This window comes from Nonomuraea sp. B12E4 (genome assembly GCF_039871825.1).
Lineage (GTDB): Bacteria > Actinomycetota > Actinomycetes > Streptosporangiales > Streptosporangiaceae > Nonomuraea.
The window spans coordinates 51501-77218 of record NZ_JBDPME010000002.1 but is presented as its reverse complement, the minus strand read 5'-3'; the positions used below and the strand labels follow the sequence as shown (position 1 = coordinate 77218).

Below are 25718 nucleotides of genomic sequence, written 5' to 3'. Positions count from 1 at the left end.
GAGACGGGCCTCAGGGCTGTCTCCCGGGTGGTGCGCCTGGGAGGGCCCGCGGGCGCGGCCTGAGGCTCCACGACTCGATGCCGGAAGGGGAGGCGCTGGCCTGGGCCGTCGTGCGCCCTCCCCGGGCTGGACCATCAGCCAGGTCAGAGTCTGAGCTCGGCGTAGTCGAGGGCCGCCACCAGGCTCTCCAGGTCGCGCATGAGCTGCTCCGTCCGCTCCGGCCCGAACGCGCCCGCGATCATCCGGTGATGCTCGGCCACCGCTCCGTCCACCCGCGCGAGCAACTCGGCCCCCCGGCCGGAGACGAACACCGCCACCCGCCGCCGGTCCCCCTTCGACGGCCCGCGATAGACCAGCGCCCGGTCGATCAGCCGGTCGACCGCCTTGGTCAGCGTCGGGTGCGGCATCAGCACCGCCTCGGCCAGCTCTCCCATCGAGACCCCCCGCCCGTCGGCCAGCGCCCGCAGGATGCGCCACTGCTCGACCGTGACGTCCTCTCCGGCGAGCACGGCCGCCAGCCCTCGGTTGACGCCGCGCTCCGCGCGGCTGAGCAGGTAGGCGAGCGAGGACCCAAGGCCGGAGGCGGTCATGGAAGGTCCTTTCGTCGGGGGGCTTAGAGGGAGGATACTCGGCGGCGTGGCGGCGACAGTCGATCCTTTCGAAGCGCGGGTCCTGCCCTCGGACGCGATCAGGATCGGCTTGGTCGTGCCCGTGTCCGGAGTGCTGGGCCTGATGGGCCCCTGCGCGATCAACTGCGCGGTGCTGGCCGCCGAGGAGCTCAACGCCGCCGCGGGCATCCTCGGCAGGCCGGTCGAGCTGGTCCTGATCGACGGCGGGCGGCCCGCGGCCGACGTGGCGGCCGAGGTGTCCGGGCTGGTCGGGTCGGGCACGGTGCAGGCCGTCGCGGGCGCCCACGCGAGCGACGTACGCGTCGAGGTGGTCACCGCGGTCGCCGGGCGGGTCCCGTTCGTCTACGCGCCGCCGTATGAGGGCGGGGGGCACGCGCCGGGCGTCTACTTCCTCGGCGAGACCCCGGACAGGCAGCTCGCGCCGGGCGTCGAGTGGCTGGCCGGCACGCGGCGGGCGCGCCGCTGGTTCCTGCTGGGCAACGACTACATCTGGCCGCGCCGGGTGCACGCCAGCGCGCGGCGCCGGCTGCACGCCCGGGGCGCGAGCGTGGTGGGCGAGAGCTTCGTCCGGTACGGCGAGGCGGTGCGCTGGCTCGACCGGGTGGCCGACGCCAGGCCGGACGCGATCCTGCTGACGTTGATCGGCAGCGACCTGATGGCCTTCAACCGGGCGTACGCGGCCGCCGGGCTCGACACGGCCCGCCTGTGCGGCGCGCTGGAGGAGCACGGCCTGCTGGGCATCGGCGGCGACGGCACCGGCGAGCTGTACGCGTCGATGGGCTACTTCCGCGCCCTGCCGACCGAGGCCGGCCAGGGCTTCGCGGAGCGGTACGCGGCCCGGTTCGGCCCCGACGCCCCCCTGCTCAACGCGCACGGCCACGGCTGCTACGAGGCCGTCGCCATGCTGGCCGCGCTGTGCGCGCGGGCCGGCTCGCTGGCGGTGCCCGCGCTGGACGCGGTCGCCGACGGCACCACCATCACCAGTGCGCGCGGCACACTCACCCTGCTCGATAGGCAGATCCGGCATCCCGTGCACCTCGGCAGGGCCGATGGCCTGGACTTCTTTCTACAGAAACCTTTTCACTAGAAAACTTTGGCTCTAATCTGCGTAATCACCCCCCTTGCAGCTTAGGAGCCGTTCGTGAGCACAATCGAACAGTTCGGCTACCGCCAGGAACTCCAGCGTTCCCTCGGTTTCGCCGATCTGATGATCTATGGCCTGATCTTCATGGTGCCCATCGCACCGTTCGGGATCTTCGGCAACGTCTTCTTCATCTCCAAGGGGATGGTGGCACTCGCGTACATCGTCGGCCTGCTGGCGATGGCGTTCACGGCGTTGTCGTACGCCCAGATGGCCAGGGCCTTCCCGATGGCCGGGTCCGTCTACACGTACGCCGGCCGGGGCATCGCCGCCCCCGTCGGCTTCATCGCCGGCTGGGCGATCCTGCTCGACTACGTCCTCATACCGTCCCTGCTCTACCTGGTGGCCAGCGTGGCCATGAACTCGTTCGTGCCGGTGATCCCCGTCTGGGGGTGGCTGGTGCTGTTCGTCCTGCTCAACACCGTGGTGAACTACCTGGGCATCCAGATGACGGCCCGGATCACCCGGATCATGCTGGTGGCCGAGCTGGTCGTGCTGGCGATCTTCCTGGTCGTCGCCGGCATCGCGCTGGCCCAGGGCAAGGCGCAGACCGGCGCGTTCACGCCGGTTTTCGAGTCGTCCTCGTTCACCTGGTCGGTGGTGTTCGCCGCCGCGTCGGTGGCGGTGCTGTCGTTCCTGGGCTTCGACGGCATCTCCACCCTGGCGGAGGAGAACCGCGAGGACGCCCGCCGCCTCGGCCGCTCGATGGTGGCCGCGCTGGGCCTGGCCGCGGTGCTGTTCGTGGTGCAGACCTGGGTGGCGGCGCTGCTCACCCCGAACCGCGGCGCCCTGATCGCCGACGGCGACCCCGCGGGCAGCGCGTTCTACGACACCGCCGAGTTCATCGGCGGGCACTGGCTGTCGGTGCTCACCGCCGTGGCCACCGCCGTCGCGTGGGGCTTCGCCAACTCGCTGGTCGCACAGGCGGCCACCTCGCGCCTGCTGTACGCGATGGCCCGCGACCGCCAGCTCCCCTCCTTCCTGGCCAAGGTGAGCGAGAAACACCGGGTGCCGGTCAACGCCACCTTCCTGGTCGCCGGGATCTCGCTGGTGCTCGGAGTCTTCATGAGCACCAGGGTCAACGGCATCGGCGAGCTCACCTCGCTGGTCAACTTCGGCGCCATGACCGCCTTCCTGCTGCTGCACATCGCCGTGATCGTGCACTACGTCATCCGGCAGCGCAGCACCAACTGGCTGGCACATCTGGTCGTGCCCGTGATCGGCTTCGTCATCCTGGTGGCCGTCGTGATCAACCAGAACGTCGCCGCCCAGTGGGTGGGCGGCATCTGGCTGGCCATCGGCCTGATCGTCCTCGGCATCTCCTACGCGACCGGCCGCAGGCCCGTACTCCCCTCGGAGGTTCAGTGAACGTCGTCTCCTACCACCCCACGCCTGAGGAGCTGAGCTACACCTTCGGCGGGCGGCCGGCCATCGGCAAGGTGCGGCCGGGCACGATCATGGAGTTGTACACCGAGGACTGTTTCGGCGGCCGCGTGACGAGCGTGGACGACCTGCCCTCGCGGGTGTGCGAGTTCCCGTACCTGAACCCGGTGACCGGCCCCTTCCACGTGGAGGGCGCCGAGCCCGGCGACACGCTGGCGCTGCACTTCATCTCCATCACGCCGGCCAGGGACTGGGCGGTCTCCACGACGTTCCCGCACTTCGGCGCGCTGACCGCGACCCACACCACGGCGATGCTGCACGCGCCGCTGGAGGAGCGGGTCTGGCGGTACGACATCGACCTGGCGAACGGCGTGGCCGTCTACCACGCCCGCAACAGCGACTTCAGCGTGGCGCTGCCGCTCGACCCGATGCACGGCACGGTCGGCGTGGCCCCCGCCGCCAACGAGACGCGCATGACGATCACCCCGGACGCGCACGGCGGCAACATGGACACCCCCGAGCTGCGCGCGGGGGTCACCGTCTACCTGGGCGTCAACGTCGAGGGCGGGATGTTCTCGATCGGCGACGGCCACGGGCTGCAGGGGCACGGCGAGGTCTGCGGGACCGCGGTCGAGTCGGCCATGAACACCGTGGTCGCGGTCGAGCTGATCAAGGGGGTGGCGACGCCCTGGCCACGGATGGAGGACGACCTGCACCTGATGTCCACGGGCTCGGCCCGGCCGCTGGAGGACGCCTACCGGATCAGCCAGCACGACATGGTGACGTGGACGTCTGAGCTGACCGGGCTGGACACGCTGGACGCCTACCAGCTCGTCAGCCAGGCCGGGCGGGCGCCGGTCGGGAACGTGTGCGACACGAACTACACGATGGTCGCCAAACTTCCCAAGGCGGTCCTGGGCGAGGCGTGGGCCCGGGGCGACGCCGGGGCCTACGAGTCGGTGCACGCGCGGCTGCGCGGGCTGGGAGCGCGATACACAAGTTAACCAAACCTTAGTGTCGCAGGTCAGAGCATTGATCATCTTCCCCGTAGAGTGGGAAGGTGCTCAGGTTGGTGCTGTCCGTGGTCCTGCTCGATCCAGCCGCCGTGACCGAGGCGTCACAACGTGACGTGCCCGTCCCCAGGGTGCTGACTCCCGACGGCGACCGCCTGGGATACGCACCGGTCCCGCGCCCCTACACGGGGGCGCGGCGGCTCACCGGGGTGGTGCTCGGCCGCGACCCGGTCACACGCACCGACGTGGTGTGCGGGGGGACGGTGGTCGGCTCGCGCAGCCGTAGCCTGGTGCTGACGGCCGCGCACTGCCTGTATCACGACGGCCGGCCGCTCAGGAACCTCGCCTTCCTGCCGGGATACGACGGGGGGCGGCCGCGGCTGGGGATCTGGCCCGCCGAGCGCGTCTGGGTGCCCGAGCGGTGGCGCAGCGAGCCGTATTCACCCAGCCTGCTGCCGTACGACGTCGGCCTGGTCGGCGTCGTACGGCGGGCGCGCCCGCTGGAGGCCGTGACCGGGCGCGGGCTGCGGCCGATGCCCACCTCCGAGGGCACCAGGCTGCGTGGCCTGGAGCTGCTCGGCTACCCGGTGGGCAAGCGGTATCCGGGTTTGACGATGCACCGGTGCGTGGGCGACGCCGTCGAGGGCCTGCACCACGGCCCCGGCCTGCTGGTCACCCGCAACTGCCACGCCGCCGCGGGCGGCAGCGGTGGTCCCGCGCTGTACGGCGGCGCGCTGGCGGGCGTCGTGTCGTCCTCCAGCCCGCTGAGCGACGCCAAGGGCTACACCGTGATCACCAGGCTGGGCGGCCGGGTCTTCGAGCGCATGCTGGCCCGCGCCGACGAGACGATGCGGCTCAAGCAGCCGCCGGCCGGGCGTGACGCCGCCGCCGAGAGCCCGGCCGAGGGTTCGATGCGGCTCAGGCGGCCCGGCTGAGGGCAGGGCAGACTGAGGGCTGGGGGCCGATGTGGCTCAGGCGGCCTGGCTGACGATGTCCTCACAGATGGCGTGGGTGGTCAGGGCGTCGTCCGCGCTGATCCTGCGGTCCGCCCGCACGGCGGCGAGGAACTCCAGGCAGATCTGCTCGATGCCGCGCTGCCTGGTCACCGGCACCCAGTCGGGCCGCCTGGTGAGCGTCTCGCCGTCGCGGTAGTCGATCACGTCGCCCAGGTTGACCACGCGGCGCTTGACGCCGTCGCCCATGACCTCGCAGGACTCCTCGCTCGCGCCGCTCGCCCGGTTCATGACGCCGATGGCGGTGAAGCCGGCGCCAGAGAGCTCCAGGACCATGTGCTCGATCAGGCCGTCCTTGACGCGGGTCCGGGTGGTGGTGCCGGTGACCGGGCCCGGGGCGAGGAATCTGAGGGTGTCCACCACATGGATGAAGTCATCAAATATCGCCCGTCGGGGGACGTCGGGGTAATTGTCGCGGTTCTTCTCCATCAAGATGAGATGACGGGGAAGGGCGGCAAGTCCGACATATCCGGGTGCGTAGCGCCGGTTGAAGCCGACCATCAAGGACCTGTCCTCGGTCTTGGCCAGGCGTACCAGGCGCTCGGACTCGGCCAGGGTGTAGGCGATCGGCTTGTCGACGTAGACGTGGATCCCGGCGCTGAGCAGCGGCTCGACGAGCCCCGGATGGGCCTCGGTGGCCGCGTGCACGAAGGCCGCGTCGACCCCCGCCTTGATCACCTCGTCCAGGCTCGTGGACCGGGCGGCGACCCGGTAGGTGTCGCCGAGCCGGTCCAGCCGGGCCTGGTTGCGGGTGCAGAGGTGCAGATCGAGGGCGGGCTGAGCGGCGAGCACGGGAAGGTAGGCCTTCTCCGCGATGTCGCCCAGGCCGATCATGGCTATCTTCACGCGTCGAGCGTAGCCTTGAGCGCCGCCTCCATCGGGGTAGGCGCGAGACCGAACGTCCGCTGGAACGCCGAGGAGTCGAGCACGTACGGCGCCGTGAACTGGTAGCGGATGTGCCGCAACTCGCCCAGCATCGGCGAGAACAGGCCCGCCAGCCGCACCAGCGGCCACGGCAACTGTGCCATCTTGGGCGCCGGGCGGCCCAGGACGGCGGCCATCCGCTCGCCCATCTGGCGGAAGGTCAGCGGGTCGCCCGTGGGCACGTGCCAGGGCCGGCCCCAGGCCCGCTCGTCCGTACCGGCCACGATCAGCGCGTCGGCCACGTCGGGCAGGTAGGTCCAGCTGTGCGGCATGTCGAGGGGGTAGGGGACCTGGATCGTCCGCCCCGCCCGGAGCGGCACCTGGAACCGGTCGCCCAGGTAGGACTGGTCGGTGGAACCTGGTCCGAAGTAGTCGGAGCCGCGCACTTCGGTCGCCCTGATCCGGCCCGCCTCGTGCAGCGCCAGCGCGTCCCGCCACATCTTCGCGCGCACCATCGCCTTGGGACTGCTGGAGGCGAGCGGCAGGTCCTCGGTCATGGGGACCGAGACGGGCCCGTACGGGTAGAGGTTGCCGAGCATCACGTACACCGCGCCGCTGGACTCGGCCGCGGCCAGGAACGACGCGGCCATCGGCGGCCAGTCGGTCAGCCAGCGGTGGTATTGCGGGTTGACGCAGTTGTACAGGGCGTCCGCACCCGTGGCGATCTGGGTCATCCTGGCCTGGTCCGCGACGTCGGCGGCGACCCTGACCGCCCCTTCGGGACCGCTGCCCGAGCGGGTCACGACGGTGACCTCGTGCCCCTGGGCGATCAGCTTGGTTGCCAGTTGCGAACCGACCTGGCCGGAGCCCACGACGACATGCTTACCCATGATCAGACCTGCTTCCAGACGATGCGAAGAACCGCATTCATAGCAAAGACGATAAAGAAGACGGCGGCCGGGGCGACCAGGCCAACGAGAGCAATGCTCTCCCATGAGAGCGCCGTTCGTCAAGAGCAGTGCTCTCGTTTCTTTCCGCCGCTCTGATAAGCTCCGGCCATGACAGCCAGCCGCACCGCCAGAGAACGCGTCCGAGCCGAACTCACCAGGGAGATCACCGAGATCGCGCGCCGCCAGCTCGCCACGGAGGGCGCGGGCGGCCTGTCACTGCGCGCCGTCGCGCGGGAGATGGGCATGGTCTCCTCGGCCATCTACCGCTATTTCCCGTGCCGCGACGACCTGCTGACCACCCTGATCATCGACGGCTACAACGCCGTCGGCGCGGCCGTGGAGCAGGCCGAGGCCGACTGCCCCCGCGACGACCACCTGCGCCGCTGGCTGGCCGCCTGCGAGGCCGTGCGCGACTGGGCGGTGGCCCACCCGCACGAATACGCGCTGATCTACGGCTCCCCCGTGCCCGGCTACCAGGCCCCGCCGGACACGGTCGCGGCCCGGGTGCGCGACGTCACCGTACTGGGCCGGATCGTCTCCGACGCCTGGCAGGCGGGCGCGATGAGGACACCCACCACCGAGCCGCCCCCCGCGCTGGAGGCGGAGGCGGCCGGATTCCGCGAGCTCATGCGCGGGGTCCCCGACAGCGTCATCTGGCAGGCCGTCTCGACCTGGACGGCACTGTACGGGTGGGTCAACTTCGAGGTGTTCGGCCAGTTCCAGAACGCCATCGAGGACCGGCGCACGGCCTTCCGGCACTCGATGCGGTTGCTGGCGGAGACCCTGGGATTTGCTCAGTAGGGCTGGATCGAGGCGGTCGAGTCGGCCAAGCGCCGCAAGCCGTACCGGATCACCGAGGGCGGGCGCGAGGCGCTGCGCGAGCAGCTCGCCACCCCGCGCCGCGTCGAACGGGCCGGTGCCGTTCGAGTCTCCTGGGGGATGTCATGACGTGCACGATCGCGGAGGCAGTGCTCAGCCTCTACCCGACGGCCTGGCGGGAGCGCCACGGCGAGAAGGCCGCGCTGGGCCGGCTCAGCCCAGCCTGACCCGCGACCGGAACAGGGCCAGCACTCCGCTCGTGGCACGTAAGCTGGCCTTGCCGCCTGAAGGAGTTGCCGATGACAGTCTTGCCGGAAGGCAGCCGGCTCCACAGCATCCGCCCTCAACCCAGTCGTGTCACCGCGGAGGAATACGAGGAACTTCCGGAGGAGATCGCCAGGGCAATCGAGATCGTGGACGGTTATGTGGTCTTTTGCGAGGCTCCGACGCCCGACCACCAGACCGCGGGCAGGCGACTGGCCAATCTCCTGGAGCGCCACGCCAGGCAGGCCATGAGCCGCGGGCACGAGTGCGTCACAGTCAACAACGACGCCGATCTCCGGCTGCGAGACGCCCCCTTGCTGAACCGCCGCCCGGATGTGGTGATGTACCACTGCCTGGACCGCGAGCGCGCCGAGAGGCTCCGTGCGCAACACGCGCTGCTGGTCGTCGAAATCGTGTCACCCGGCTCAGAAACTCAGGACACGACCGACAAGCTCGGCGAATACGCCAAGGCAGGCATCCCCCACTACTGGATCGTCCGCCTCGACCAGACGGGCGTGTCGATCATCGAACGCTACCGGCTCGATCTCGCCCCGATGCTCTACAAGCACGTGGGAACGCTGATGAAGGAGGCCGATCCGGCCCCCGCGATCACCAACCCGCTCCCCCTCACCATTGACTGGGCGGAGCTGCGATTCTGACTAAAAGGGTCCGGCGTTGCGGTCATCCCCGGCACGCTCGGTCAGCCCTGCTCGTGAGAGGCTGAGGGCAACACTCCGGTCATAGACGACGAGTTGTCGCCCAGGTCGCCGCTCAGCTTCCGCCTCCTTCGTGGAGCCTGGCGCACTCCGGGCTGTTCGCCCCTGTCACCGACTGATCCATCGAGCCCGTACGCCCTGCGGCGCGACAGCGGGGACGCCGAAGGGCCCCCGATGAAAGGTGGGAAGGCGCGTCCATCGGGGGCCGGCCCAGCCGGGAGCCATGGAGAGGGTCTCGGCCGGACGTTCCTGCCCGGCTCAGCCACTCCCCTCCGGGAGGTCGACCCTGGCCGAGCAGTCTGTCAAGGTGGCATCGGCCCACCGATCCGGCGACCAGTTCGGGCGCGGAAGAGCCGAACGGATGGCGCACCAGACGGTACGGCCCAGGCCACGGCCGTGCTCGCGGACGCCCCAGTCCTGAGAGATCTCATGGACGATCAACAACCCCCGGCCATCCTCCGCGGCGGGCTCCTGGCGGATGTGAGGCCCCGAGAACGCGGAGCCGGGATCGCGCACCTCCAGGTAAACCATCTCCTCCGTCACGCTGAGGGCGACGCCGATGAGGTCATACGGCCTGGCGCCGGAATGCTGGAGCGCGTTCGTCACCAGCTCGGACACCGCCAGGACGACATCGTCCATCGCAGGGTGCTCGTCGCCGAGCCATCTGCGCACTTCGGAGCGTGCGTGCGAAACGGATTCGGGTATGCCCGGCAGATGTATTGAACCGATGACCTTCGGCTCCGCGCTTGCTGCTTGCATGGTTTCACCCCACTCGAAGAAGTCGGCCCTGATCGGCCTTCCCACCATCGCAGCGTTTCGCTACATTCAGTAGTTGATTGACTTCGCTAAGCCATCAACCATTCCGTGAAAGCTTCGTTGAAATGCGGCGATCCCCCAGGAGCTCAGATGCCGAAGGAAAGCGAGCTATGCCCCGCCGACTCACCGACCGCACTCTTCGGTTTCGAACTGCGACGCCACCGCAAAGCCCGTGGCTGGTCCCAGATCCGACTGTCGAAAGCGGTGTCCTACTCTGTCGGCACGATCAGCATGATCGAGACCGCCAGGCGGTCGCCGACTGAGGAGTTCGCCCGCCACTGCGACGAGGCGCTGGAGGCGGAGGGGGCGCTGATGCGGCTCTGGCCGATGGTCAGCCACGCGTCCGCCCCGCCGTGGTTCCGGCCCTGGCTCGACGTGGAGGCCACGGCGGAGGCGATCCGCGCCTGGGCGCCGCTCGTCGTGCCGGGCCTGCTCCAGACCGAGGGGTATGCGAGGGCCGTACTGAGCGGGGAGGTCGGTGCGCCCCCCGAGCAGGTCGAAGAGCGAGTGATCGCGCGGATGGAGCGTCAGAGCATCCTCCAACGCCCCAAGCCGCCCCTATTGTGGGTCGTCATCGACGAAGCCGTTCTGCATCGCCCCATCGGCAGCTTCTCTGTGATGTCGGCACAACTGACTCAACTTTTGGAGGCAGGGCAAGCGCCCCGGACCACGATCCAGGTTCTCCCACTAAAGGCCTACTGCACGACTGGCCTTGCCGGCGGATTCTCTATCGCTCAAGCTCATGGCGTCTTCGACACGGCATATGTCGAATCCGCTGGAATCATGAGCCGGGTAACGGAGCGACCTGAGGACGTGAAAGTCCTAACATACAGATATGAGGCGATTCGCTCCGACGCACTCCCCCAAGGCGAATCCCTAGAACTGATCAAGGAGACCCTGCAGCGATGGAAGACCTGACTCAGGAACTCAGCACTGCCGCATGGCGCAAGTCCACCCGATCGGGCCCCGACGGCGGTGACTGCGTCGAGGTCGCCGAACTCTCAAGAGGACGCCGGGGTGTCCGCGACAGCAAAAACCCGATCGGCCCCGTGCTGATCTTCACCCCGAGCGAGTGGAACGCCTTCATCGAGGGCGTGAAGGATGGCGAATTCGACTAGCTCTTACCGACCGCCTTGCGGAGGAGACCCTCCGCCGCCCACCAGCAGGTCGAGATTGCGCTGGTGGTGGCCCGGGCGGCTCCAGCACAATCTGCACACGGTCGCCTGCCGGTGCGGCCGGGTGCACACTGCTGCGCGCCCGGCGGGAGTGGGCGCCGCACCAGTCAGTCTCGGCGTGAATCTGCAGGCCTGGTGCGTATATGTGCTGGTCGTCCACGCGCTGCCGATGCACCGGCGCGCTGACCTGTTGGTCTCGCCAACCGGGGCCGGACCCTCGCCCGGGTTCGTGCCCGGCTTGATTGGCCGTGCCGCCGCCGTAGCCACGCAGGCCAACGCGCATCCTGACCGGCGTCGTCAGCCGTCGGGGTCACGGAGTCCGACGGCGTCATGACGCCAGAACGGCTCCGAGTAGACCAGCGTCCCCGTCATCCACGGCTCGTACGCCGAAAGCTTGATCACCTGGAAGGCGGCGTCGGGGATGCGCAGGGACGGCTTGCGGAAGCCGAGATCCGCCCCCGAGGTGAACCCGAAGCGGGAGTAGTAGCCGGGGTCGCCTTCCAGGAAGACAAGGGGGCTTTCAGTTTCGGTGAGAGTCGCGAGCCCAGCGCGGACCAGGGCCGAGCCGATGCCCTGCCGCCGGCGCTCAGGCAGCACGCCCAGCGGGCTGAGCACCTGCACGTCGACCAGCCGCCGCGGGGCATCGAGCAGACTGCGGGTGAACATGACGTGCCCCACGACCTGCCCGGCGGCCTCGGCCACAAGCGCGATCCCCCCGCCGGGCCGGATGCCGTGGCGCAGGGTGTCGACCAAGTCGGCCACGACTTTGCCGTGGTCGCCGAACGCTCGTAAATGGACGTGACGCACAGCGCCCGCGTCGCCCGGCCGCTCTTCTCGAAGCTCCACCCCCCGAATGGTAACGATCAAGGATCTCCCTGCGCCCTCCGCAAAGGAGTACAGGAACTCACTGTGCCCCCTGCGCACTCGTCGAGCCCGCTCCCGGCGCGTCATGGCAGTCGCGTAGGCGGAAGGGCACCTCCAACTTCCTGGCGTACCGCTTGGCCGGCTCAACGCCGTCATCGGCGCTGATAGACGTCCGCTTGACCTCCATCACCGCGATGGGCAGGCCCGGACGATATTCGAGCACGTAATCGGCTCGCAGTTGCGCTCCCCGCCTCGGTCTGCCTCCGGCGACAAGGACCTTCCCGTCCGTAATGGTGTACTCGTCGACAAGCCGGCCTCTGTCCCACCCAGACTGTTTCAGTTGATGTTCAACGAACGGCCGCCGGGTTTCACTCTCATTAGGGGGAAGAGATCCATTGGTCGCAGTCAATTCTTATCCGACAAGACCGGCAAAAGATCACATCTCTACCAGACAGTGACCCTTGACACCGCGTCCGCCCTTCCCCTTAGCAGGCAACCTGACCAGCCCCAACCAGGCACAATCTCTCATTCTCGAACTAAATTCGAACCCGCTATGCCTTTCACTTCATTTATGCTTGTTCTGTTGATGTCCTGTTGATTAGCGTGGGACCTGCCGGGAGGATGCCGCCTCCTGATCTGTTCTGATGCAGCGAACCGTGCAGGGGGATCACCGTGGCCGACCTCGACCGCCAGGCGATGCGAGCCGTGGTGGAGCGGATCCAGCGGCTGTCGGACGAGCACTGGTGGACGCTCAACCTCTCCTGCCGCCTGATGGAGAACGATGCATGGGTGGGGCCGACGGGCGCCCGGTTCGACGCTCAAGTACATGCCGACCAGCGAGAGCTGTGGGACATGCTCAAGCAGGCCTTGCACAGCGCGAACCAGAAACTGGCAACGCTTCAGGACGCGCCATGACCGACTTCACCGGGGTCAAGCAGCCCGAATTCGACACGATGGCCAACAAGCACACCGAGGCGGCCACGCGGTTGGAGGAGCTGGCGCGGGCTCTGCACGGCGAGTTGCAAGGCGCCGGGCTCGACACCTCTCCGGCGGCGCGGCTGCGGCAGTTGGCCGGGCGGGTCACGACCCAAGCCGAGGATCTGCGGCGGCGGCAGAAACTGGTCCACGAGTTGCAGCGGCAGAAGGTCACCTTCGGCAGGAGCACGCCTGCAGGGAGTTTCCTGGAGATGCCTGACGGTCTGGAGGCCGCCAAGGGTCTGCTGGACGGGACATTGGCGGGCCGTGCCGCCCTGAAGGCCACGGACGGGGACGCCAAGGCAGTGGCCGAGCTGGAGAAATATGCGACGCGAGCTGGGGACGCGGAGTTCGTCAAGGCGTTCCTGGGCGTGCTGGGCGCCCGAGGCGTGACACGGCTGCCCGGCTCGCTCGCCGCGCAGTTGCGCGACGCCAGGCGCCGCGAAGATGCCAAGCTTGTGGCCCAGCTCTCCAGCCAAGGCAAGAAGGCCCTGGCCATGCTGAGCACGGCTCTGGCCAAAGGAACCGATCCGAAGAATCCCGCGTACGTGGGCGCCGACTTCCTCAGGGATCTGGTGAAGGAGGGCCGGGCCCAGCATGCGTCAGGCAGCACGACGTACTCGGGCTACCAGGGACAGGCTCTCATCTGGCGTGCCCACGACGGGAAGCCGCCGTTCTCGAAGGAGTTCATGGAGGTCGTCGGGCGCGACGTGATCGTCTACGAGCACGAGCAGCGCAAGGACCAATGGGCGGCGAGCAAGGACCTGTTGGGCCATGCCTTCGGGGGAGTTCAGGTCCCCATCGTCGATCTGGCCGGCGCTCTCGGCCTGGGCCACATGCTGAGGCCGGACGTTCAAGCAGGCAGTCCGGGTATGAAGGCCACCGCATCGGTCGTGGACGATCTTTTCCACGCGGCGAAGTCCAGCCGGGAGGCATCCCACGCACTGCTGAGCCACACCCCGGCCGGGTGGAAGGAGTCGGTGCTGGACTACCTGCTGACGACTCGGTGGGGCGCTTCCACCTATCTAGGCGACCACAAGCCGTTCAACGACATGCTGGTGACCGCGACGACCGGCCAGGACGCGACCTCCCAGAAGCTGGCCGCCGAAATGACCAAGGTCCTCGCCGACGAGGTACGCGGCGCCTTCGGCAAAGCCGACAACGGCAACCTTGAGATCAGAAACAGGGACATATTCAATCGGTACGCACCTCTGAGCTACCCACTCGCCCGCGCAATCTCAGCCCACATCGACCAGCTTTCCCGACTTCTCCTGGACCATGCGACCTTCGGCCAGGTCGCGGCCAAGGACATGTCCTATGCGCTGGCGCTGGCTACCGCCGACGACGCCGCCTTTGAGGCGCTGGTGAGAGCACAGACGGAGCATATGCGAGCGGCGCTCGACACCGTACCTCCGGTTGGACTCGACGTCTCCAACGCCGAGCAGTTCGGCTTCACGAAGGCCGACGTCAGGGAGTACGACTTCGACGGGGATGGACGGGTCGACAAGGCCGACATCAAGCAGTTCCTGACAGATCGAACCGTGGCGGAGGCACGTCCTTTCGGCCACATCGTGGAAATCCGCCGCCAAGTACTCATCGCCCAGGGCCTGGACGACAAGAAGGCGGACGAAGCGCTGAAGACCATGGTGGGCAACGCGATCGGGCTGCTCCCGGTGCCAGGAGCCAGACAGGTGGGCCAACTGGCCACCGGAGCCTTCGGCGAGTTGGTCGGCAAGGCGTACGACAATGTCGCCGGAGCCGCGTATGACGAGATCGCCAAGCAGGTCGCCCAGCAGTTGTCCAAACACGGGCGGGGCTTGGACGAGACGCACCGGACGCTCGGGGACAACCGGTTGGCGGTGGAGAGGCTGGCCGAGCAGATGCTCGCCACAGCCATGCTGAACAAGGGTTCGCTCGACTCACTGGACCTGGAAAAACAGCCCTTCGCAGCTGGAACTCCGCCGACACTCAAGCCCTTTGTCGAGATGAGTCCCCAGGAATACAGCAAGCTCCTTGAGTGGGCCCGCAAAGCTGGCGGAAGCAATGAGCTGCTCGATAGTTTCAGAAACACCTTCCGCACAACAGGTGATGTGAACGACTATCTCGGTCTTGATATCCGCTCCTCCTTCGGAGATAGCAAATGAGGCATGCTCGTATTCCTCTCGCCCTGGCTGCTCTCACGTTGCTTGCCCCAGCCTGCACCCCGGAGACCGACATCATCTCCACACCGGTCCCCGTCCTCCAGCAGGTTGTGGATTCCGCGCCATACGTCTGTACCCTTATCCCCGAGCGGGCGTTTCGACTCGTCAGTGGTGTCACCGGATCCCTTGTCGAGAAAAACGACGGCAATGAGAGGAACGGCGACTGTCGAGTGCCTGCTGCGACCTCCCAGACTCTAGAGGTGTGGTGGATGCAGGAGGGGCCCGGGATGTCTCGCGAACATCTGGATTTTCTTATGGATGACAGGCGTAAGGTCTATGGCAGGCACGACGGCGTTGTGCTCCCTACCGACCTCGGCGACGGCATGGCCGTGTACCTACCCAACCCGCCACTCACCGACCAACCGTACCAAGTAAGTGCAAAGTTCCGTTGCGGCAGCAAAGAGCGATTGATCGACATATACCTACCCCAGGTCGCCGAAGGCAGGGATGCGATTAAAGACATGACCGAACTCATGCGCATCGCTCAAAAACGCTACGGCGAGGTGTACAACTGCAGCCTTCACACCTGACAGCCCCCGAGCCCCCATGATGAGGGCTCGGGTGTCATGGTCAGTGGGAGGCTGGGAGGCGTGGTTGACTGCTGAGATGATCGCCTCGGGTGAGGCAGTGGTGGACTTGGCCTTCGCGACCCCCAGAATTCCGCCTATCTCTGCCTACAGCGGCGCAAGCCAAAACTGTAGCTTCAGCAGAGTGAAGCTAACGAGGTCCGGCGTGAACTCCTCGTAACCCAGGGACTTGCGATGGATTCTGACCTGCCAGACGTTGTCCCGCCGGCCAAGGTCGAACTCGGCTCCGTAGAACACGCTACCGGAATTACCGTTTACGGCGAACACCACTCCGGAGGCCAGGCGTACGTTTCCGGACCAGGCCCTGTCCCAGGAGACGAGCGGAGGAGGCGGCCCGTCCCAGAGTTCATATTTGACGAGGTATCCTTCGCTTTGAGTCTCGTTTATTCGGATCCCGTTGGCGCCGGTGCCGATCCACCCGTCGGCATCGGCGTTTATTCCGTAGAGATCCCACTCGGCCTCGACATCTGCGATACCGGTCAGATGTTTCAAGATCTCGCGCTTGTCCAGGAGTTCGGCGATGATGTTTGCCATAATTTCCTGACTCCCCATGTCACCGTAGGCAAGAGATAGGGCCTACTTTTCGTTTTTGGCGACCAGAAGAACTCCAAAACCCACGAGGCGACTCGTCGCAGACCCTTCCGACCCGCAGGCTCGGTTAATTCTTACATACGATGCCCGCGGCCGCGCGACTTTCCTCATTGATCGGCTCGCACCCTGGCGCGCTACCAGGGTTTTGCCGACCACCGCCCGGAGTCTCCTTCGGCCGATCAGGTCCGAATAAAACTTTTCTCCTGATATGAATTGGGCGAAAGGGTGCTACATTTGGCGCGCATATCATCAATCAGCGGGAAACGCCCTCAGCAACAACAACTCGACCGCGCCTCTCTGATCGAGAGAGCGCGGTCGGGTTGTTAAGCAAAGGGTTATCAGTGGGAGGCGCGGTTGACCGCTGAGATGATCGCCTTGAGGGAGGCCGTGGTGGCGTTGGCGTCCACGCCGACCCCCCAGAGGACCCGCCCGTCGACCTCGCATTCGAGGTAGGAGGCCGCCTTGGCGTCCGTGCCGGCGCTCATCGCGTGCTCGACGTAGTCAAGGACGCGCACCTGGATGCCGACTCCGGCGATGGCGTCGATGAAGGCCGAGATCGGGCCGTTGCCGGTGCCGTCGATCTCGCGGATCTCGCCGTCGAGGCGGACGTCGGCGCCGATGTGGTCCTTGTCGTCCACGGTGGAATCGTGGCGGTGGGCCAGCAGGCTGAGGCGACCCCACCGGTTGCCCGGGTTGGGCAGGTATTCGTCGCGGAAGATCTCGTACATCGCGGCCGGGCTGATCTCACCGCCCTCGCTGTCGGTGCGGGCCTGCACCACCTTGGAGAACTCGATCTGCAGCCGCCGCGGCAGGTCGAGCTGGTGGTCGGCCTTCATGATGTACGCGACGCCGCCCTTGCCCGACTGGCTGTTGACCCGGATGACCGCCTCGTAGCTGCGGCCGATGTCCTTCGGGTCGATCGGCAGGTACGGGACGGCCCAGGTGAAATCGTCCACCGGCACCCCGGCCGCCGCCGCGTCGGTCTCCAGGTGCTCGAAGCCCTTCTTGATGGCGTCCTGGTGGGAGCCGGAGAAGGCGGTGTAGACCAGCTCGCCGCCCCACGGGTGGCGCGGGTGCACGGGCAGCTGGTTGCAGTATTCGGTGACCCGGCGGATCTCGTCGATGTCACTGAAGTCGATCTCGGGGTCGATGCCCTGGGAGAACAGGTTCATGCCCAGCGTGACCAGGCATACGTTGCCGGTGCGCTCGCCGTTGCCGAACAGGCAGCCCTCGATGCGGTCGGCGCCGGCCATGTAGCCCAGCTCGGCGGCGGCCACTGCGCTGCCGCGGTCGTTGTGCGGGTGCAGCGACAGGACGATCGAGTCGCGGTGCTTGAGGTGGCGGTGCATCCACTCGATCTGGTCGGCGTAGATGTTGGGCGTGGCCATCTCGACCGTGGCGGGCAGGTTGATGATGACCTTGCGGTCCGGGGTGGGCTGCCAGACCTCGTTGACCGCGTCGCACACCTCGACGGCGTATTCCAGCTCGGTGCCGGTGAACGACTCGGGCGAGTACTGGAAGCGTACGTCCACGTCGGTCGCGTCGGCGAGCTTCTTGACCAGCTTGGCGCCCTCGACGGCGATGGCGGTGATGCCGTCCTTGTCCTGGCCGAACACGACGCGGCGCTGGAGGGTGGAGGTCGAGTTGTACAGGTGGACGATGGCCTGCTTGGCGCCCTCGATCGCCTCGAAGGTACGCTCGATGAGCTCCGGCCTGGCCTGGGTCAGCACCTGGACGACGACGTCATCCGGGATGCGGCCTTCCTCGATGATCTGCCGGATGAAGTCGAAGTCGGTCTGCGAGGCGGCCGGGAAGCCCACCTCGATCTCCTTGTAGCCCATCCGCACCAACAGCTCGAACATCTGCAGCTTGCGGTGGGAGTCCATCGGGTCGATCAACGCCTGGTTGCCGTCACGCAGGTCCACCGCACACCATCGAGGCGCCTTGGTGATCACCTGATCGGGCCAGGTGCGGTCGGTCAGGCGGATCGGCTCGAAGGGTTGGTAGCGGTGCACGGGCATGCTGCTGGGCTTCTGGGCGGTCATGGATCCTGCTCCTCGTCGGTCGGGAAGAAGCGGCCGACGCGCACGACTCGCACCGCGGCGAGGGAGCCGGCCTCAGAGGCCCCCGCCGCGGCGGCTAAGCAGGAGTCCGCGCAGCATGTAGACGACGGTACCAGACGTCTCGGGAGACGACGTCCTTGATCTCACATGCTGAGAAATCGGGTGGCGCGGCCACGACCCGCCGTCCGACCGGCGGGGTCATGGCAGCTTCCGCGGCGCGATGAAGCGATGGTGGGGTGCAAGCGGCCGGTGGGGGGTGAGGGGCGCGTTGGGTGGCGTCAGTCCGGGATGAGGACGCTGAGGCAGGTTACGCAGCCTTCTAGCTTTTCGAACTCAGAAATATCAGTCTTTATCGTGATAAATCCACGCTTTTCGAGCAGGGCGGCCGTCTCCGGGGCCGAGGCGGCCATGAGGACGCGGTCATCGCCCAGCACCACCACGTGCGAGCCCGACTCCTCTGGCGGCACCAGCAGCCCCGGCAGCTCCACCCGCCGGGGATCGCCGATGAGCGTGCCGTCGGGCAGCGCCGTCACCGCCGATTTCAGGTGCAGCACGCCGGACATGTTCACCGGTACGACCCGACGCTCCGGCAGGAGGGACGCCAGTTGCCTGATCCCGGCGTCGTTGGTGCGGGCCGACCTGCCGACGTACACGGTGGGGCCGACCTGCAGCACGTCTCCCCCGTCGAGGGTGCCGGGCGCGGCGATCCGGACCGCCGTCAACCCCAGCTCCCGTACGGCCGCCGCCACCGACTCCACCTCGGGCCGCCGCTCCGGCGCCCCGGGCCGGGTGAGCACGGCCAGCCGGCCCGACACCACCGCGGCGTCCTCCACGAAGGGCGCGTCCGGCAACTCGTCCGCGGCCGACGCGTAGACCGGCCGCCACCCGCTCTCGGCCAGCGCGGCGGCGTAGGCGTCGTGCTGGGCCAGCGCCCGTACGGGATCCACCGGCTCGCGCTCGATGTGCGTGACGATGCCCCCCGAGACATGGGGGCCGGGTTTCCTCAATAGCGCGATACCAGGCATAAGGCGTGTTCTATCACGCAGTGGTTAGAGTCTTGGACATGCGGGACAACGAGATACTCACCAGGATCAGTGCTCTGGTCACCGAGGAGCACGAGCTACGGAACAAGATGTCAGCGGGCGAGCTGACCTCGGACCAGGAGCACGCACGCATCAAGGAGCTGGAAACGGCCCTCGACCAGTGCTGGGATCTGCTCAGGCAGCGCCGGGCCAGACGCAGCGCGGGCGAGGACCCCGACGGCGCCAGCGCCCGCTCGGCCAGCGAGGTGGAAAACTACCGCCAGTAGGCGGAAAATGCGTTGGCCCGCGCCGCGCTCGTGCGCTTTGCTGGCCGTATGCGCATCCGGCCCGTTGATCTCGACGACCAGCTCATCATGGGCTTGCACGACGCGTACGTGGCCGCCAGCACCGACGACCCCGGCCCCAAGCTCTCCCTGGCCCATTTCCGCCACACCGTCTGCACCGACGCTCCGGGCGAACGGGTCGAGGTGTGGGTGGCGGCCGAGGAGGGCAAGGTCGCCGGCGGCTACGCGCTGTCACTCTCCCGGCTCGACAACACCCACATGGGCTGGATCTTCCCCCTGGTCGTACGCCCCGAGCGGCGCGGCCACGGCCTCGGCTCGCGGCTCTTCGAGCACGCCCTGGACCGCATGCGCGCCCACGGCAGGCGACTGCTCCTCGCCGAGACGTCCGCCACCGGCGTCGGCGCGCGCTTCGCGCGGACCCACGGCATGTCGGTCTCGCTCGTCGAGGCCCGCCGCACGCTCGACCTGCGCAGAGCCGACTGGGCGGCGCTGGAACGCCTGCTCCCCCGGGTCGAGGGCTACAGCCTGGAGCGCTGTGTCGGCCCCGCGGACCCCGGCCTCCTCCCCGACCTCGTCACCCTGATGGGCGGCATGAACGACGCCCCGCGCGACGCGGACCTCGAGGACGCCGCATTCAACGTCGAACGCCTGCGCGCCCGCGAGGAGGGCATCCCCGCCACCGGCCGGACCTGCTACACGATGATCGCCCGTCGCGACTCCGACGGCGCTCCGGCCGGGTATACGCGCGTCTATCTCCAGGCCGACCGCTCGGACGGCTGGGGCTCGCAGGCGGACACGATGGTGCTGGGCGAGCACCGGGCTCGCCGGCTGGGCCTGCTGCTCAAGCTCGGCAACCTGCTCTGGCTGCGCGAGCGGGAGCCCCAACTGGAGCGGATCATCACCTGGAACGCCACCTCCAACGCCCCCATGCTGGCCATCAACGAGGCGATGGGCTTCGAGCTCTTCGACGAGTGGAACGAGTGGCGTCTGACGGTGGAGGCCGGACGAAGTGCGGACTCGAGGTCAATAGTTGCCGACAAAGAGCCTGGAACAGCTGGCCATGCGACAAAGGGGCATGGAACAACGCGGCTTCCGGGGGCTAACTGACCGATGCGTTCTGGCCCGAGCTCGCCCTCGAACGGAGCGAAGAACGCCGTACCGCAGTGACGGCCCACGGTATGGCGCGGGCAAAGCTCATGTTAAGCGCAGGTTAGATCTGGCCCGGCGCACCTTGCCCGAACAACCTTCTGGGGAAAGGCTCTGACCTGCACCCATACCCCCCAGGAGGTCACCTTGAGCAAGGCACGCGTGCCGTGGAAGGCGGTGGTCGGCGGCTCCGTCGGCAACCTGGTCGAGTGGTACGACTGGTTCGTCTACAGCAGCTTCGCCGTCTACTTCGCCGCGTCGTTCTTCCCCGACGGCGACGACACCGCCAAGCTGCTCAACACCGCCGCCATCTTCGCCGTGGGATTCTTCATGCGCCCGCTCGGCGGCTGGCTGCTCGGCCGCTACGCCGACCGCCGGGGCCGCAAGGCGGCGCTCACGCTCACCGTCACGCTGATGTCCGCCAGCGCCCTGCTGATCGCCATAGCCCCGACATACGAGACGGCCGGCTACTTCGGCGCCCTGGTCCTGGTGGTGGCGCGCCTGCTGCAGGGCCTGTCCGTGGGCGGCGAGTACGCGGCCAGCGCCACCTACCTCACCGAGGCCACCCCGAAGGGCCGCCGCGGCTTCGCCTCCAGCTTCCAGTACGTCTCCATGACCGCCGGCCAGCTCGTCGGCCTCGGCCTGCAGATCATCCTGCAGAACTCGCTGTCCACGGAGGCACTGAACTCCTACGGCTGGCGCATCCCGTTCGTGGTCGGCGCCCTGGCCGCCGCGGTCGTGTTCTACCTGCGCCGCAGTCTTCTGGAGACGGAGGCGTACGGCGAGGAGGAGCGCGCGGAAGGGCAGGGCTCCCGCGGCACCATCAGGGAGCTGCTCGCACACCGCCGCGAGGCGCTCCTGGTCATCGCCCTGACCATGGGCGGGACGGTCGCGTACTACACCTACACGACCTACCTCACCAAGTACCTGTCGAACACGGCCGGCCTGGAGAAGGAGACGGCCACACTGGTCAGTTTCTTCGCCTTGCTGATCTTCATGTGCCTGCAGCCGGCGGCCGGGGCGCTGTCGGACCGGATCGGGCGCAGGCCGTTGCTGATCACGTTCGGGATCGGGTCGATGCTGGGCACGGTGCCGCTGATGACGGCGCTCGGCCAGGTCGGAGGCTTCGCCGGCGCCCTCGCGCTCTCGCTCGCCGGCCTGGTGATCGTCACCGGCTACACCTCGATCAACGCCGTGGTGAAGGCCGAGCTGTTCCCCACGACCGTGCGCGCGCTGGGCGTGGCACTCCCCTACGCCATCGCGAACGCCCTGTTCGGCGGCACCGCCGAGTACGTGGCGCTGTGGTTCAAGGACAACGGCATCGAGTCCGGCTTCTTCTGGTATGTCGCCGGCTGCGCCGCGGTGTCCCTCGTCGTCTACCTCGTCATGCGTGAGACCAGGGACGTCGCGCTGACGCGGGCGGAGCGGGCCGCCGGGGACGCCTCGCCCGCTCCCGTCTAACCTGGCGCCATGCGAGTTCTGCTGGTCGAGGACGACGATCGGCTCGCCTCCGCGCTCACCACGGCCCTCGCCCGGCACGGCCACCAGGTCACCCGGGCGGGCCTGGCGGTCGACGCCCTCCGCCTGGCGGGGGGCGTCGACTTCGTCCTGCTGGACCTGGGGCTGCCCGACATGGACGGGCTCGACGCGCTGCGCCGCCTGCGCCGGGTGTCGGCGGTGCCGCTGATCGTGGTCACCGCCCGTACGGAGGAGCGGGAGGTGCTGCGCGGCCTGCGTTCGGGCGCCGACGACTACCTGGTCAAGCCGTTCCGCACGGTCGAGCTGATGGCGCGCATGGAGGCGGTGGTGCGCCGCGGCACCAGGCCGCGCCCGCCGCGCGACGACGTGGTGTGCGTGGGCGACGTCCGCATCGACCTGGAGTCCCGGCAGGTGGCGGTGGCGGGCGAGCTCGTGACGCTGACCAGGCGGGAGTTCGACCTGCTGGCGATGCTGGCGCGCGAGCCCGGCGTGGTGCGCGGCCGGGAGGAGATCCTGGACGAGATCTGGGGCGACCCGCTGCTGTCCGCGTCCCGCTCGCTCGACGTGCACGTGGCCAACCTGCGGGCGAAGACGGGCCGTCCCGGGCTGGTGGAGACGTTGCGCGGCACCGGCTACCGGCTGGGCTCGACGGCGTGAACTCCCGGCTGGTGGTCACGTTCACCACGCTGATCGTGTTCATCATCGCGGCACTGGCCGTGCCGCTGGGCCTGGCCTACGCCTCGCACCGGACGAACCGCCTGCTGCTCGACCGCCGCGCCGACGCCACCCGCTTCGCGGAGCTGGCCGACCAGGCGGCCAGGGAGGACGACCGCACGGGGCTGGTCGCCGAGATCACCCGCTACGCCGACCTGTACGGGGCGGCGGTGCGCGTACGCGACCGGGACGGCATCGTACGCGCCTCCGCAGGCCGATTCGACGCCGACGACCGGGACGCCACCCGCCTGGCCCTGTCCGGCCGCACGACCGAGGACCTGCCCACGATCAGCCCGTTCGGCCCGGCCACGGTGCTGCTGGCCGAGCCGGCGGGCCGGGACGCGCAGGTGTCCGGCGTGGTCCTGCTGGCGGCGCCCACCGGCCAGGCCAGGCGGGACGTGTCGCTGGTGTGGGCGGCGCTGGCGACGGGGGCGCTGGTGGCGCTGGCGTGCGCGGCGCTGGTGGCCCGGCGGCTGGCCCGGTGGATCCTGCGGCCGGTCACCGAGCTGGACCGCACGACGCGGGCCATCGCGCGGGGCCGGCTGGACGCGCGGGCGCACCCGGGGGTCGGCCCGTCGGAGCTGCGGAGGCTGGAGGAGCGGTTCAACGCGATGGCCGACGCGGTCTCCGGCGCGATGGAGCGGCAGCGGGCGTTCGTCGCCGACGCCTCGCACGAGCTGCGCACCCCGCTGACGGTGCTGGGGCTACGGCTGGAGAACCTGGAGCCGCATCTGCGGGCCGAGGGCACCACGGAGTTCCAGGAGGCGCTGGCGGAGCTGGACCGGCTGACGCTGCTGGTGGCGGACCTGCTGGCGCTGGCCAGGGTGGAGGCGGGGGCGGGCGGCACGGGCAGGGAGGTCCCGCTGGGGCCGCGGCTGCGTGAGTGGGAGGAGGTGTATGCGGCGAAGAAGGTGCGACTGGTGACCGAGATTCCAGAAATGTCGGTTGTGCCGGAGGCGGCGGCCCGGATCGCGGACATCGCCCTCGACAACGCCCAGAAGTTCGTTCCCGCGGGCGGCACCGTGACCGTCACCCTGGTGGACGGGGTGCTCCGGGTGGCCGACGACGGCCCCGGGCTGGGCCCGGACGAGCGGGCCGAGGCGCCGGGGCGGTTCTGGCGGTCGGCGGCACACGCGAACGTGCCCGGCAGCGGGCTCGGCCTGGCCATCGCCACCGAGCTGGCCAGGGCGTGCGGGGCCACGCTGCGGCTGCTGCCCGCCGCGCCGCACGGGCTGGTGGTGGAGCTGAGACCCGACCAGCCGTACCCGGATCAGCCGTAGACAGAGCGGTAGTAGCGGGCGGCACCGGGATGAAGGGGGACGACGCCGGTGCTGATGGCGTAGCGGCTGTCCAGGCGGCCGCCCGGGGCCGAGGGGGCCTGGAGACGGTCCCGGGCGCTGAACAGGGTCTCGGTGACGGTGTAGGCCAGGTCGTCGGGCAGCCCGGTACGGCACATGAGGTAGCTGGGGGTGCCCACGGTGGGGACCGGCTTCGCGCCGCCGTACACGTGGGCGGGCACGGACACGGGCTCGTAGACGGGACCGAAGCGGCGGCGCAGCACCGGCACCAGGGACTCCAGCGGGACGAGCTCGATGTCGCCGAGCGAGGCCAGCGCGGGTGTGGGCACGCCGCCGGACCAGAAGAACGCGTCGATCCCGCCACCCCGTAAGGCCTCGATCGAGGTCTCCAGGGCCAGCCGGGAGACCTCGGGGGGAGCCGCGAGGCCGGCCGCGGCGAGCACGCGGGTGGCGGTCACCGCGGTGCCCGAGCCCTCCTCCCCGATGGAGACCGCCCGCCCGGCCAGATCCCCGACCGCCGCGATGCCCGCGCCCCGCCGGGTCACCAGATGCACGTAGTTCAGGTACACCCTGGCCAGTGCCGACACCGGCTGGTGGCGCAGCCGGACCGCGTCGTCGGCGCTGTCGGCCAGCGCGAACCCGGCGTCGGCCCGCCCGCCGGCCATCATCGCCAGGTTCTGCACACTGGCGGCCGTCCGCAGCACCCGTACCGCGAGCCCCTCGCGCCGCAACTCGACGGCGAGCCGGTCGCCGAACTGCTCGTACGGCCCGCCGACGGATCCCGTCGCCAGCCGCAGCTCCGGCGCCGGGCCCCCGGCGGCCGAGCACCCGGCCGCCAGCGCGGCGAACCCGAGAAAGGCGCGACGGGATATCGGCATGAATTCACGTTAGCCGGTGCCACAGAATGGACATTGTGACAGCCAGTCTGCGCATCGCCTCAGAGCTGAGGATGTTCCTGCCGGTGAGCCGCCGCCAGGAGTGGCAGGAGGTGGCCCCGGACGGCACCTCCACGCTGGGCCACCACGTCGAGTCGATCGGCATCCCGCTGACCGAGGTGGGCCCGATGATCGTGGCCGGCCGCGGCGTGTCGCCCTCCTACCAGCTCGCGCCCGACGACGTGGTGGAGATCCACCCGGTGCCCCGCCCGCAGCAGCTCCCGGCGGAGCCACGCTTCCTGCTGGACGTCCACCTGGGCACGCTGGCGCGGCGGCTGCGGCTGCTCGGCATCGACGCCGCCTACCACAACGACATGGACGACCCCGCCCTCGTGGCGCAGGCCAACGCCGAGCGCCGGGTGCTGCTCACCCAGGACCGCGGCCTGCTGCGCCGGCGCGCCCTGTGGCTGGGCGCGTACGTGCGCGGCTCCCGCCCCGCCGACCAGCTACGTGACCTGCTCGAACGCTTCTCCCCGCCGCTGTCCCCGTGGACGCGCTGCACGGCGTGCAACGGCGAGCTGGTGCCCGTCACGAAGGGTGAGGTCGAGCCCCTGCTGCGGGCGGGCACCCGGCGCAACTACGATGCCTACGGCCGGTGCGGCGTCTGCGGCCACGTCTACTGGCACGGCGCGCACAGCGGACATCTGGAAGAGATCGTCAAGACGGCCCGCGCCTGGGCATCCTAGGAAGGACCGCTCGGACACCGCGGAAGGAGGTCGCATGGAATTCCGCATCATGGGACCGCTCGAGGTGCG

General features: G+C 68.8%; 26 protein-coding genes. 17 read left to right on the top strand and 9 right to left on the bottom strand.

The genetic code is table 11. The features are described from left to right. Positions 1-143 precede the first annotated feature (143 nt). Positions 144-590, bottom strand: a complete 447-nt coding sequence (locus tag ABGB18_RS06195; protein ID WP_347694381.1) for a MarR family transcriptional regulator — start codon at positions 588-590, stop codon at positions 144-146. Between the two features lie 46 nt (positions 591-636). Here ABGB18_RS06195 and ABGB18_RS06190 point away from each other — a divergent pair, with 46 nt between their 5' ends. The 4 genes from ABGB18_RS06190 to ABGB18_RS06175 are packed head-to-tail and all read left to right on the top strand — an operon-like array spanning position 637 to position 5101. After that, positions 637-1716: a substrate-binding domain-containing protein gene (locus tag ABGB18_RS06190; RefSeq protein WP_347694380.1), complete on the top strand. Its 1080-nt coding sequence runs from the start codon at positions 637-639 to the stop codon at positions 1714-1716. Between the two features lie 54 nt (positions 1717-1770). Next, positions 1771-3138 carry an APC family permease gene (locus ABGB18_RS06185; RefSeq protein WP_347694379.1) on the top strand — a complete coding sequence of 456 codons (1368 nt, stop codon included), beginning with the start codon at positions 1771-1773 and terminating at the stop codon, positions 3136-3138. Next, entirely contained in the window at positions 3135-4157 is a 1023-nt protein-coding gene (locus tag ABGB18_RS06180) for an acetamidase/formamidase family protein (RefSeq protein WP_347694378.1), read from the top strand. Before ABGB18_RS06185 ends, ABGB18_RS06180 begins: the two co-directional genes overlap by 4 nt. Positions 4158-4213: 56 nt before the next feature. After that, positions 4214-5101, top strand: coding sequence for a hypothetical protein (locus ABGB18_RS06175; RefSeq protein ID WP_347694377.1), 888 nt, complete (start codon positions 4214-4216; stop codon positions 5099-5101). Between the two features lie 36 nt (positions 5102-5137). Here the strand turns inward: ABGB18_RS06175 and ABGB18_RS06170 are convergent, their stop codons facing one another. Together ABGB18_RS06170 and ABGB18_RS06165 are read right to left on the bottom strand one after the other, a co-directional pair. Continuing rightward, complete coding sequence (locus ABGB18_RS06170) at positions 5138-6025, bottom strand: Gfo/Idh/MocA family oxidoreductase (RefSeq protein ID WP_347694376.1); 888 nt, start codon at positions 6023-6025, stop codon at positions 5138-5140. Beyond that, entirely contained in the window at positions 6022-6933 is a 912-nt protein-coding gene (locus ABGB18_RS06165) for an NAD-dependent epimerase/dehydratase family protein (protein WP_347694375.1), read from the bottom strand. The genes ABGB18_RS06170 and ABGB18_RS06165 overlap by 4 nt, the downstream gene beginning before the upstream one ends. Positions 6934-7101: 168 nt before the next feature. On the opposite strand from ABGB18_RS06165, the gene ABGB18_RS06160 reads away from it, so the two are divergent. Then, the gene (locus ABGB18_RS06160; RefSeq protein ID WP_347694374.1) at positions 7102-7794 is read left to right on the top strand and encodes a TetR/AcrR family transcriptional regulator; all 693 of its coding nucleotides are present in this window, start codon (positions 7102-7104) and stop codon (positions 7792-7794) included. A gap of 317 nt (positions 7795-8111) precedes the next feature. Beyond that, positions 8112-8735 carry a Uma2 family endonuclease gene (locus tag ABGB18_RS06155; RefSeq protein WP_347694879.1) on the top strand — a complete coding sequence of 208 codons (624 nt, stop codon included), beginning with the start codon at positions 8112-8114 and terminating at the stop codon, positions 8733-8735. A 315-nt stretch (positions 8736-9050) separates the two neighbouring features. Here ABGB18_RS06155 and ABGB18_RS06150 read toward each other — a convergent pair whose 3' ends face one another. Then, complete coding sequence (locus ABGB18_RS06150; protein ID WP_347694373.1) at positions 9051-9551, bottom strand: ATP-binding protein; 501 nt, start codon at positions 9549-9551, stop codon at positions 9051-9053. Between the two features lie 147 nt (positions 9552-9698). Between ABGB18_RS06150 and ABGB18_RS06145 the strand changes: the two genes are divergently transcribed. Further along, positions 9699-10526: a helix-turn-helix transcriptional regulator gene (locus ABGB18_RS06145; RefSeq protein WP_347694372.1), complete on the top strand. Its 828-nt coding sequence runs from the start codon at positions 9699-9701 to the stop codon at positions 10524-10526. Next, the gene (locus ABGB18_RS06140; protein WP_347694371.1) at positions 10514-10726 is read left to right on the top strand and encodes a DUF397 domain-containing protein; all 213 of its coding nucleotides are present in this window, start codon (positions 10514-10516) and stop codon (positions 10724-10726) included. The genes ABGB18_RS06145 and ABGB18_RS06140 overlap by 13 nt, the downstream gene beginning before the upstream one ends. Before the next feature lie 354 nt (positions 10727-11080). Here ABGB18_RS06140 and ABGB18_RS06135 read toward each other — a convergent pair whose 3' ends face one another. After that, positions 11081-11629 carry an N-acetyltransferase gene (locus ABGB18_RS06135; protein WP_347694370.1) on the bottom strand — a complete coding sequence of 183 codons (549 nt, stop codon included), beginning with the start codon at positions 11627-11629 and terminating at the stop codon, positions 11081-11083. Between the two features lie 690 nt (positions 11630-12319). On the opposite strand from ABGB18_RS06135, the gene ABGB18_RS06130 reads away from it, so the two are divergent. From ABGB18_RS06130 to ABGB18_RS06120, 3 genes are read left to right on the top strand one after another with little or no spacing between them, the layout of a single operon-like run. Beyond that, complete coding sequence (locus tag ABGB18_RS06130) at positions 12320-12562, top strand: hypothetical protein (RefSeq protein ID WP_347694369.1); 243 nt, start codon at positions 12320-12322, stop codon at positions 12560-12562. Further along, positions 12559-14766 (top strand): hypothetical protein, encoded by a 2208-nt coding sequence (locus ABGB18_RS06125; RefSeq protein WP_347694368.1) that lies wholly within the window; start codon positions 12559-12561, stop codon positions 14764-14766. The genes ABGB18_RS06130 and ABGB18_RS06125 overlap by 4 nt, the downstream gene beginning before the upstream one ends. Beyond that, a complete protein-coding gene (locus tag ABGB18_RS06120) occupies positions 14763-15353 on the top strand; it encodes a hypothetical protein (protein ID WP_347694367.1) in 591 nt (196 codons plus the stop codon). The genes ABGB18_RS06125 and ABGB18_RS06120 overlap by 4 nt, the downstream gene beginning before the upstream one ends. A gap of 144 nt (positions 15354-15497) precedes the next feature. Here ABGB18_RS06120 and ABGB18_RS06115 read toward each other — a convergent pair whose 3' ends face one another. From ABGB18_RS06115 to ddaH, 3 genes are all read right to left on the bottom strand, one after another. Next, positions 15498-15944, bottom strand: a complete 447-nt coding sequence (locus ABGB18_RS06115) for a hypothetical protein (RefSeq protein ID WP_347694366.1) — start codon at positions 15942-15944, stop codon at positions 15498-15500. Positions 15945-16339: 395 nt separating this feature from the next. Then, positions 16340-18046, bottom strand: a complete 1707-nt coding sequence (gene leuA / locus ABGB18_RS06110; RefSeq protein ID WP_347694365.1) for a 2-isopropylmalate synthase — start codon at positions 18044-18046, stop codon at positions 16340-16342. Positions 18047-18342: 296 nt separating this feature from the next. After that, a complete protein-coding gene (gene ddaH, locus ABGB18_RS06105) occupies positions 18343-19089 on the bottom strand; it encodes a dimethylargininase (protein WP_347694364.1) in 747 nt (248 codons plus the stop codon). A gap of 38 nt (positions 19090-19127) precedes the next feature. Between ddaH and ABGB18_RS06100 the strand changes: the two genes are divergently transcribed. The 5 genes from ABGB18_RS06100 to ABGB18_RS06080 all read left to right on the top strand — a co-directional run bounded on the left by ABGB18_RS06100 (position 19128) and on the right by ABGB18_RS06080 (position 24010). Continuing rightward, the gene (locus tag ABGB18_RS06100; RefSeq protein ID WP_347694363.1) at positions 19128-19373 is read left to right on the top strand and encodes a DUF2630 family protein; all 246 of its coding nucleotides are present in this window, start codon (positions 19128-19130) and stop codon (positions 19371-19373) included. Between the two features lie 48 nt (positions 19374-19421). Further along, positions 19422-20498, top strand: a complete 1077-nt coding sequence (locus tag ABGB18_RS06095) for a GNAT family N-acetyltransferase (RefSeq protein ID WP_347694362.1) — start codon at positions 19422-19424, stop codon at positions 20496-20498. Between the two features lie 186 nt (positions 20499-20684). Beyond that, positions 20685-21998 carry an MFS transporter gene (locus ABGB18_RS06090; RefSeq protein WP_347694361.1) on the top strand — a complete coding sequence of 438 codons (1314 nt, stop codon included), beginning with the start codon at positions 20685-20687 and terminating at the stop codon, positions 21996-21998. Positions 21999-22007: 9 nt separating this feature from the next. Continuing rightward, the gene (locus ABGB18_RS06085; protein ID WP_347694360.1) at positions 22008-22673 is read left to right on the top strand and encodes a response regulator transcription factor; all 666 of its coding nucleotides are present in this window, start codon (positions 22008-22010) and stop codon (positions 22671-22673) included. Continuing rightward, positions 22670-24010: a HAMP domain-containing sensor histidine kinase gene (locus ABGB18_RS06080; protein ID WP_347694359.1), complete on the top strand. Its 1341-nt coding sequence runs from the start codon at positions 22670-22672 to the stop codon at positions 24008-24010. The genes ABGB18_RS06085 and ABGB18_RS06080 overlap by 4 nt, the downstream gene beginning before the upstream one ends. Here the strand turns inward: ABGB18_RS06080 and ABGB18_RS06075 are convergent. After that, a complete protein-coding gene (locus ABGB18_RS06075; protein ID WP_347694358.1) occupies positions 24001-24906 on the bottom strand; it encodes a TAXI family TRAP transporter solute-binding subunit in 906 nt (301 codons plus the stop codon). The genes ABGB18_RS06080 and ABGB18_RS06075 overlap by 10 nt on opposite strands. Positions 24907-24932: 26 nt before the next feature. Between ABGB18_RS06075 and ABGB18_RS06070 the strand changes: the two genes are divergently transcribed. Beyond that, positions 24933-25649, top strand: a complete 717-nt coding sequence (locus ABGB18_RS06070) for a Mut7-C RNAse domain-containing protein (RefSeq protein ID WP_347694357.1) — start codon at positions 24933-24935, stop codon at positions 25647-25649. Positions 25650-25718 lie beyond the last annotated feature (69 nt).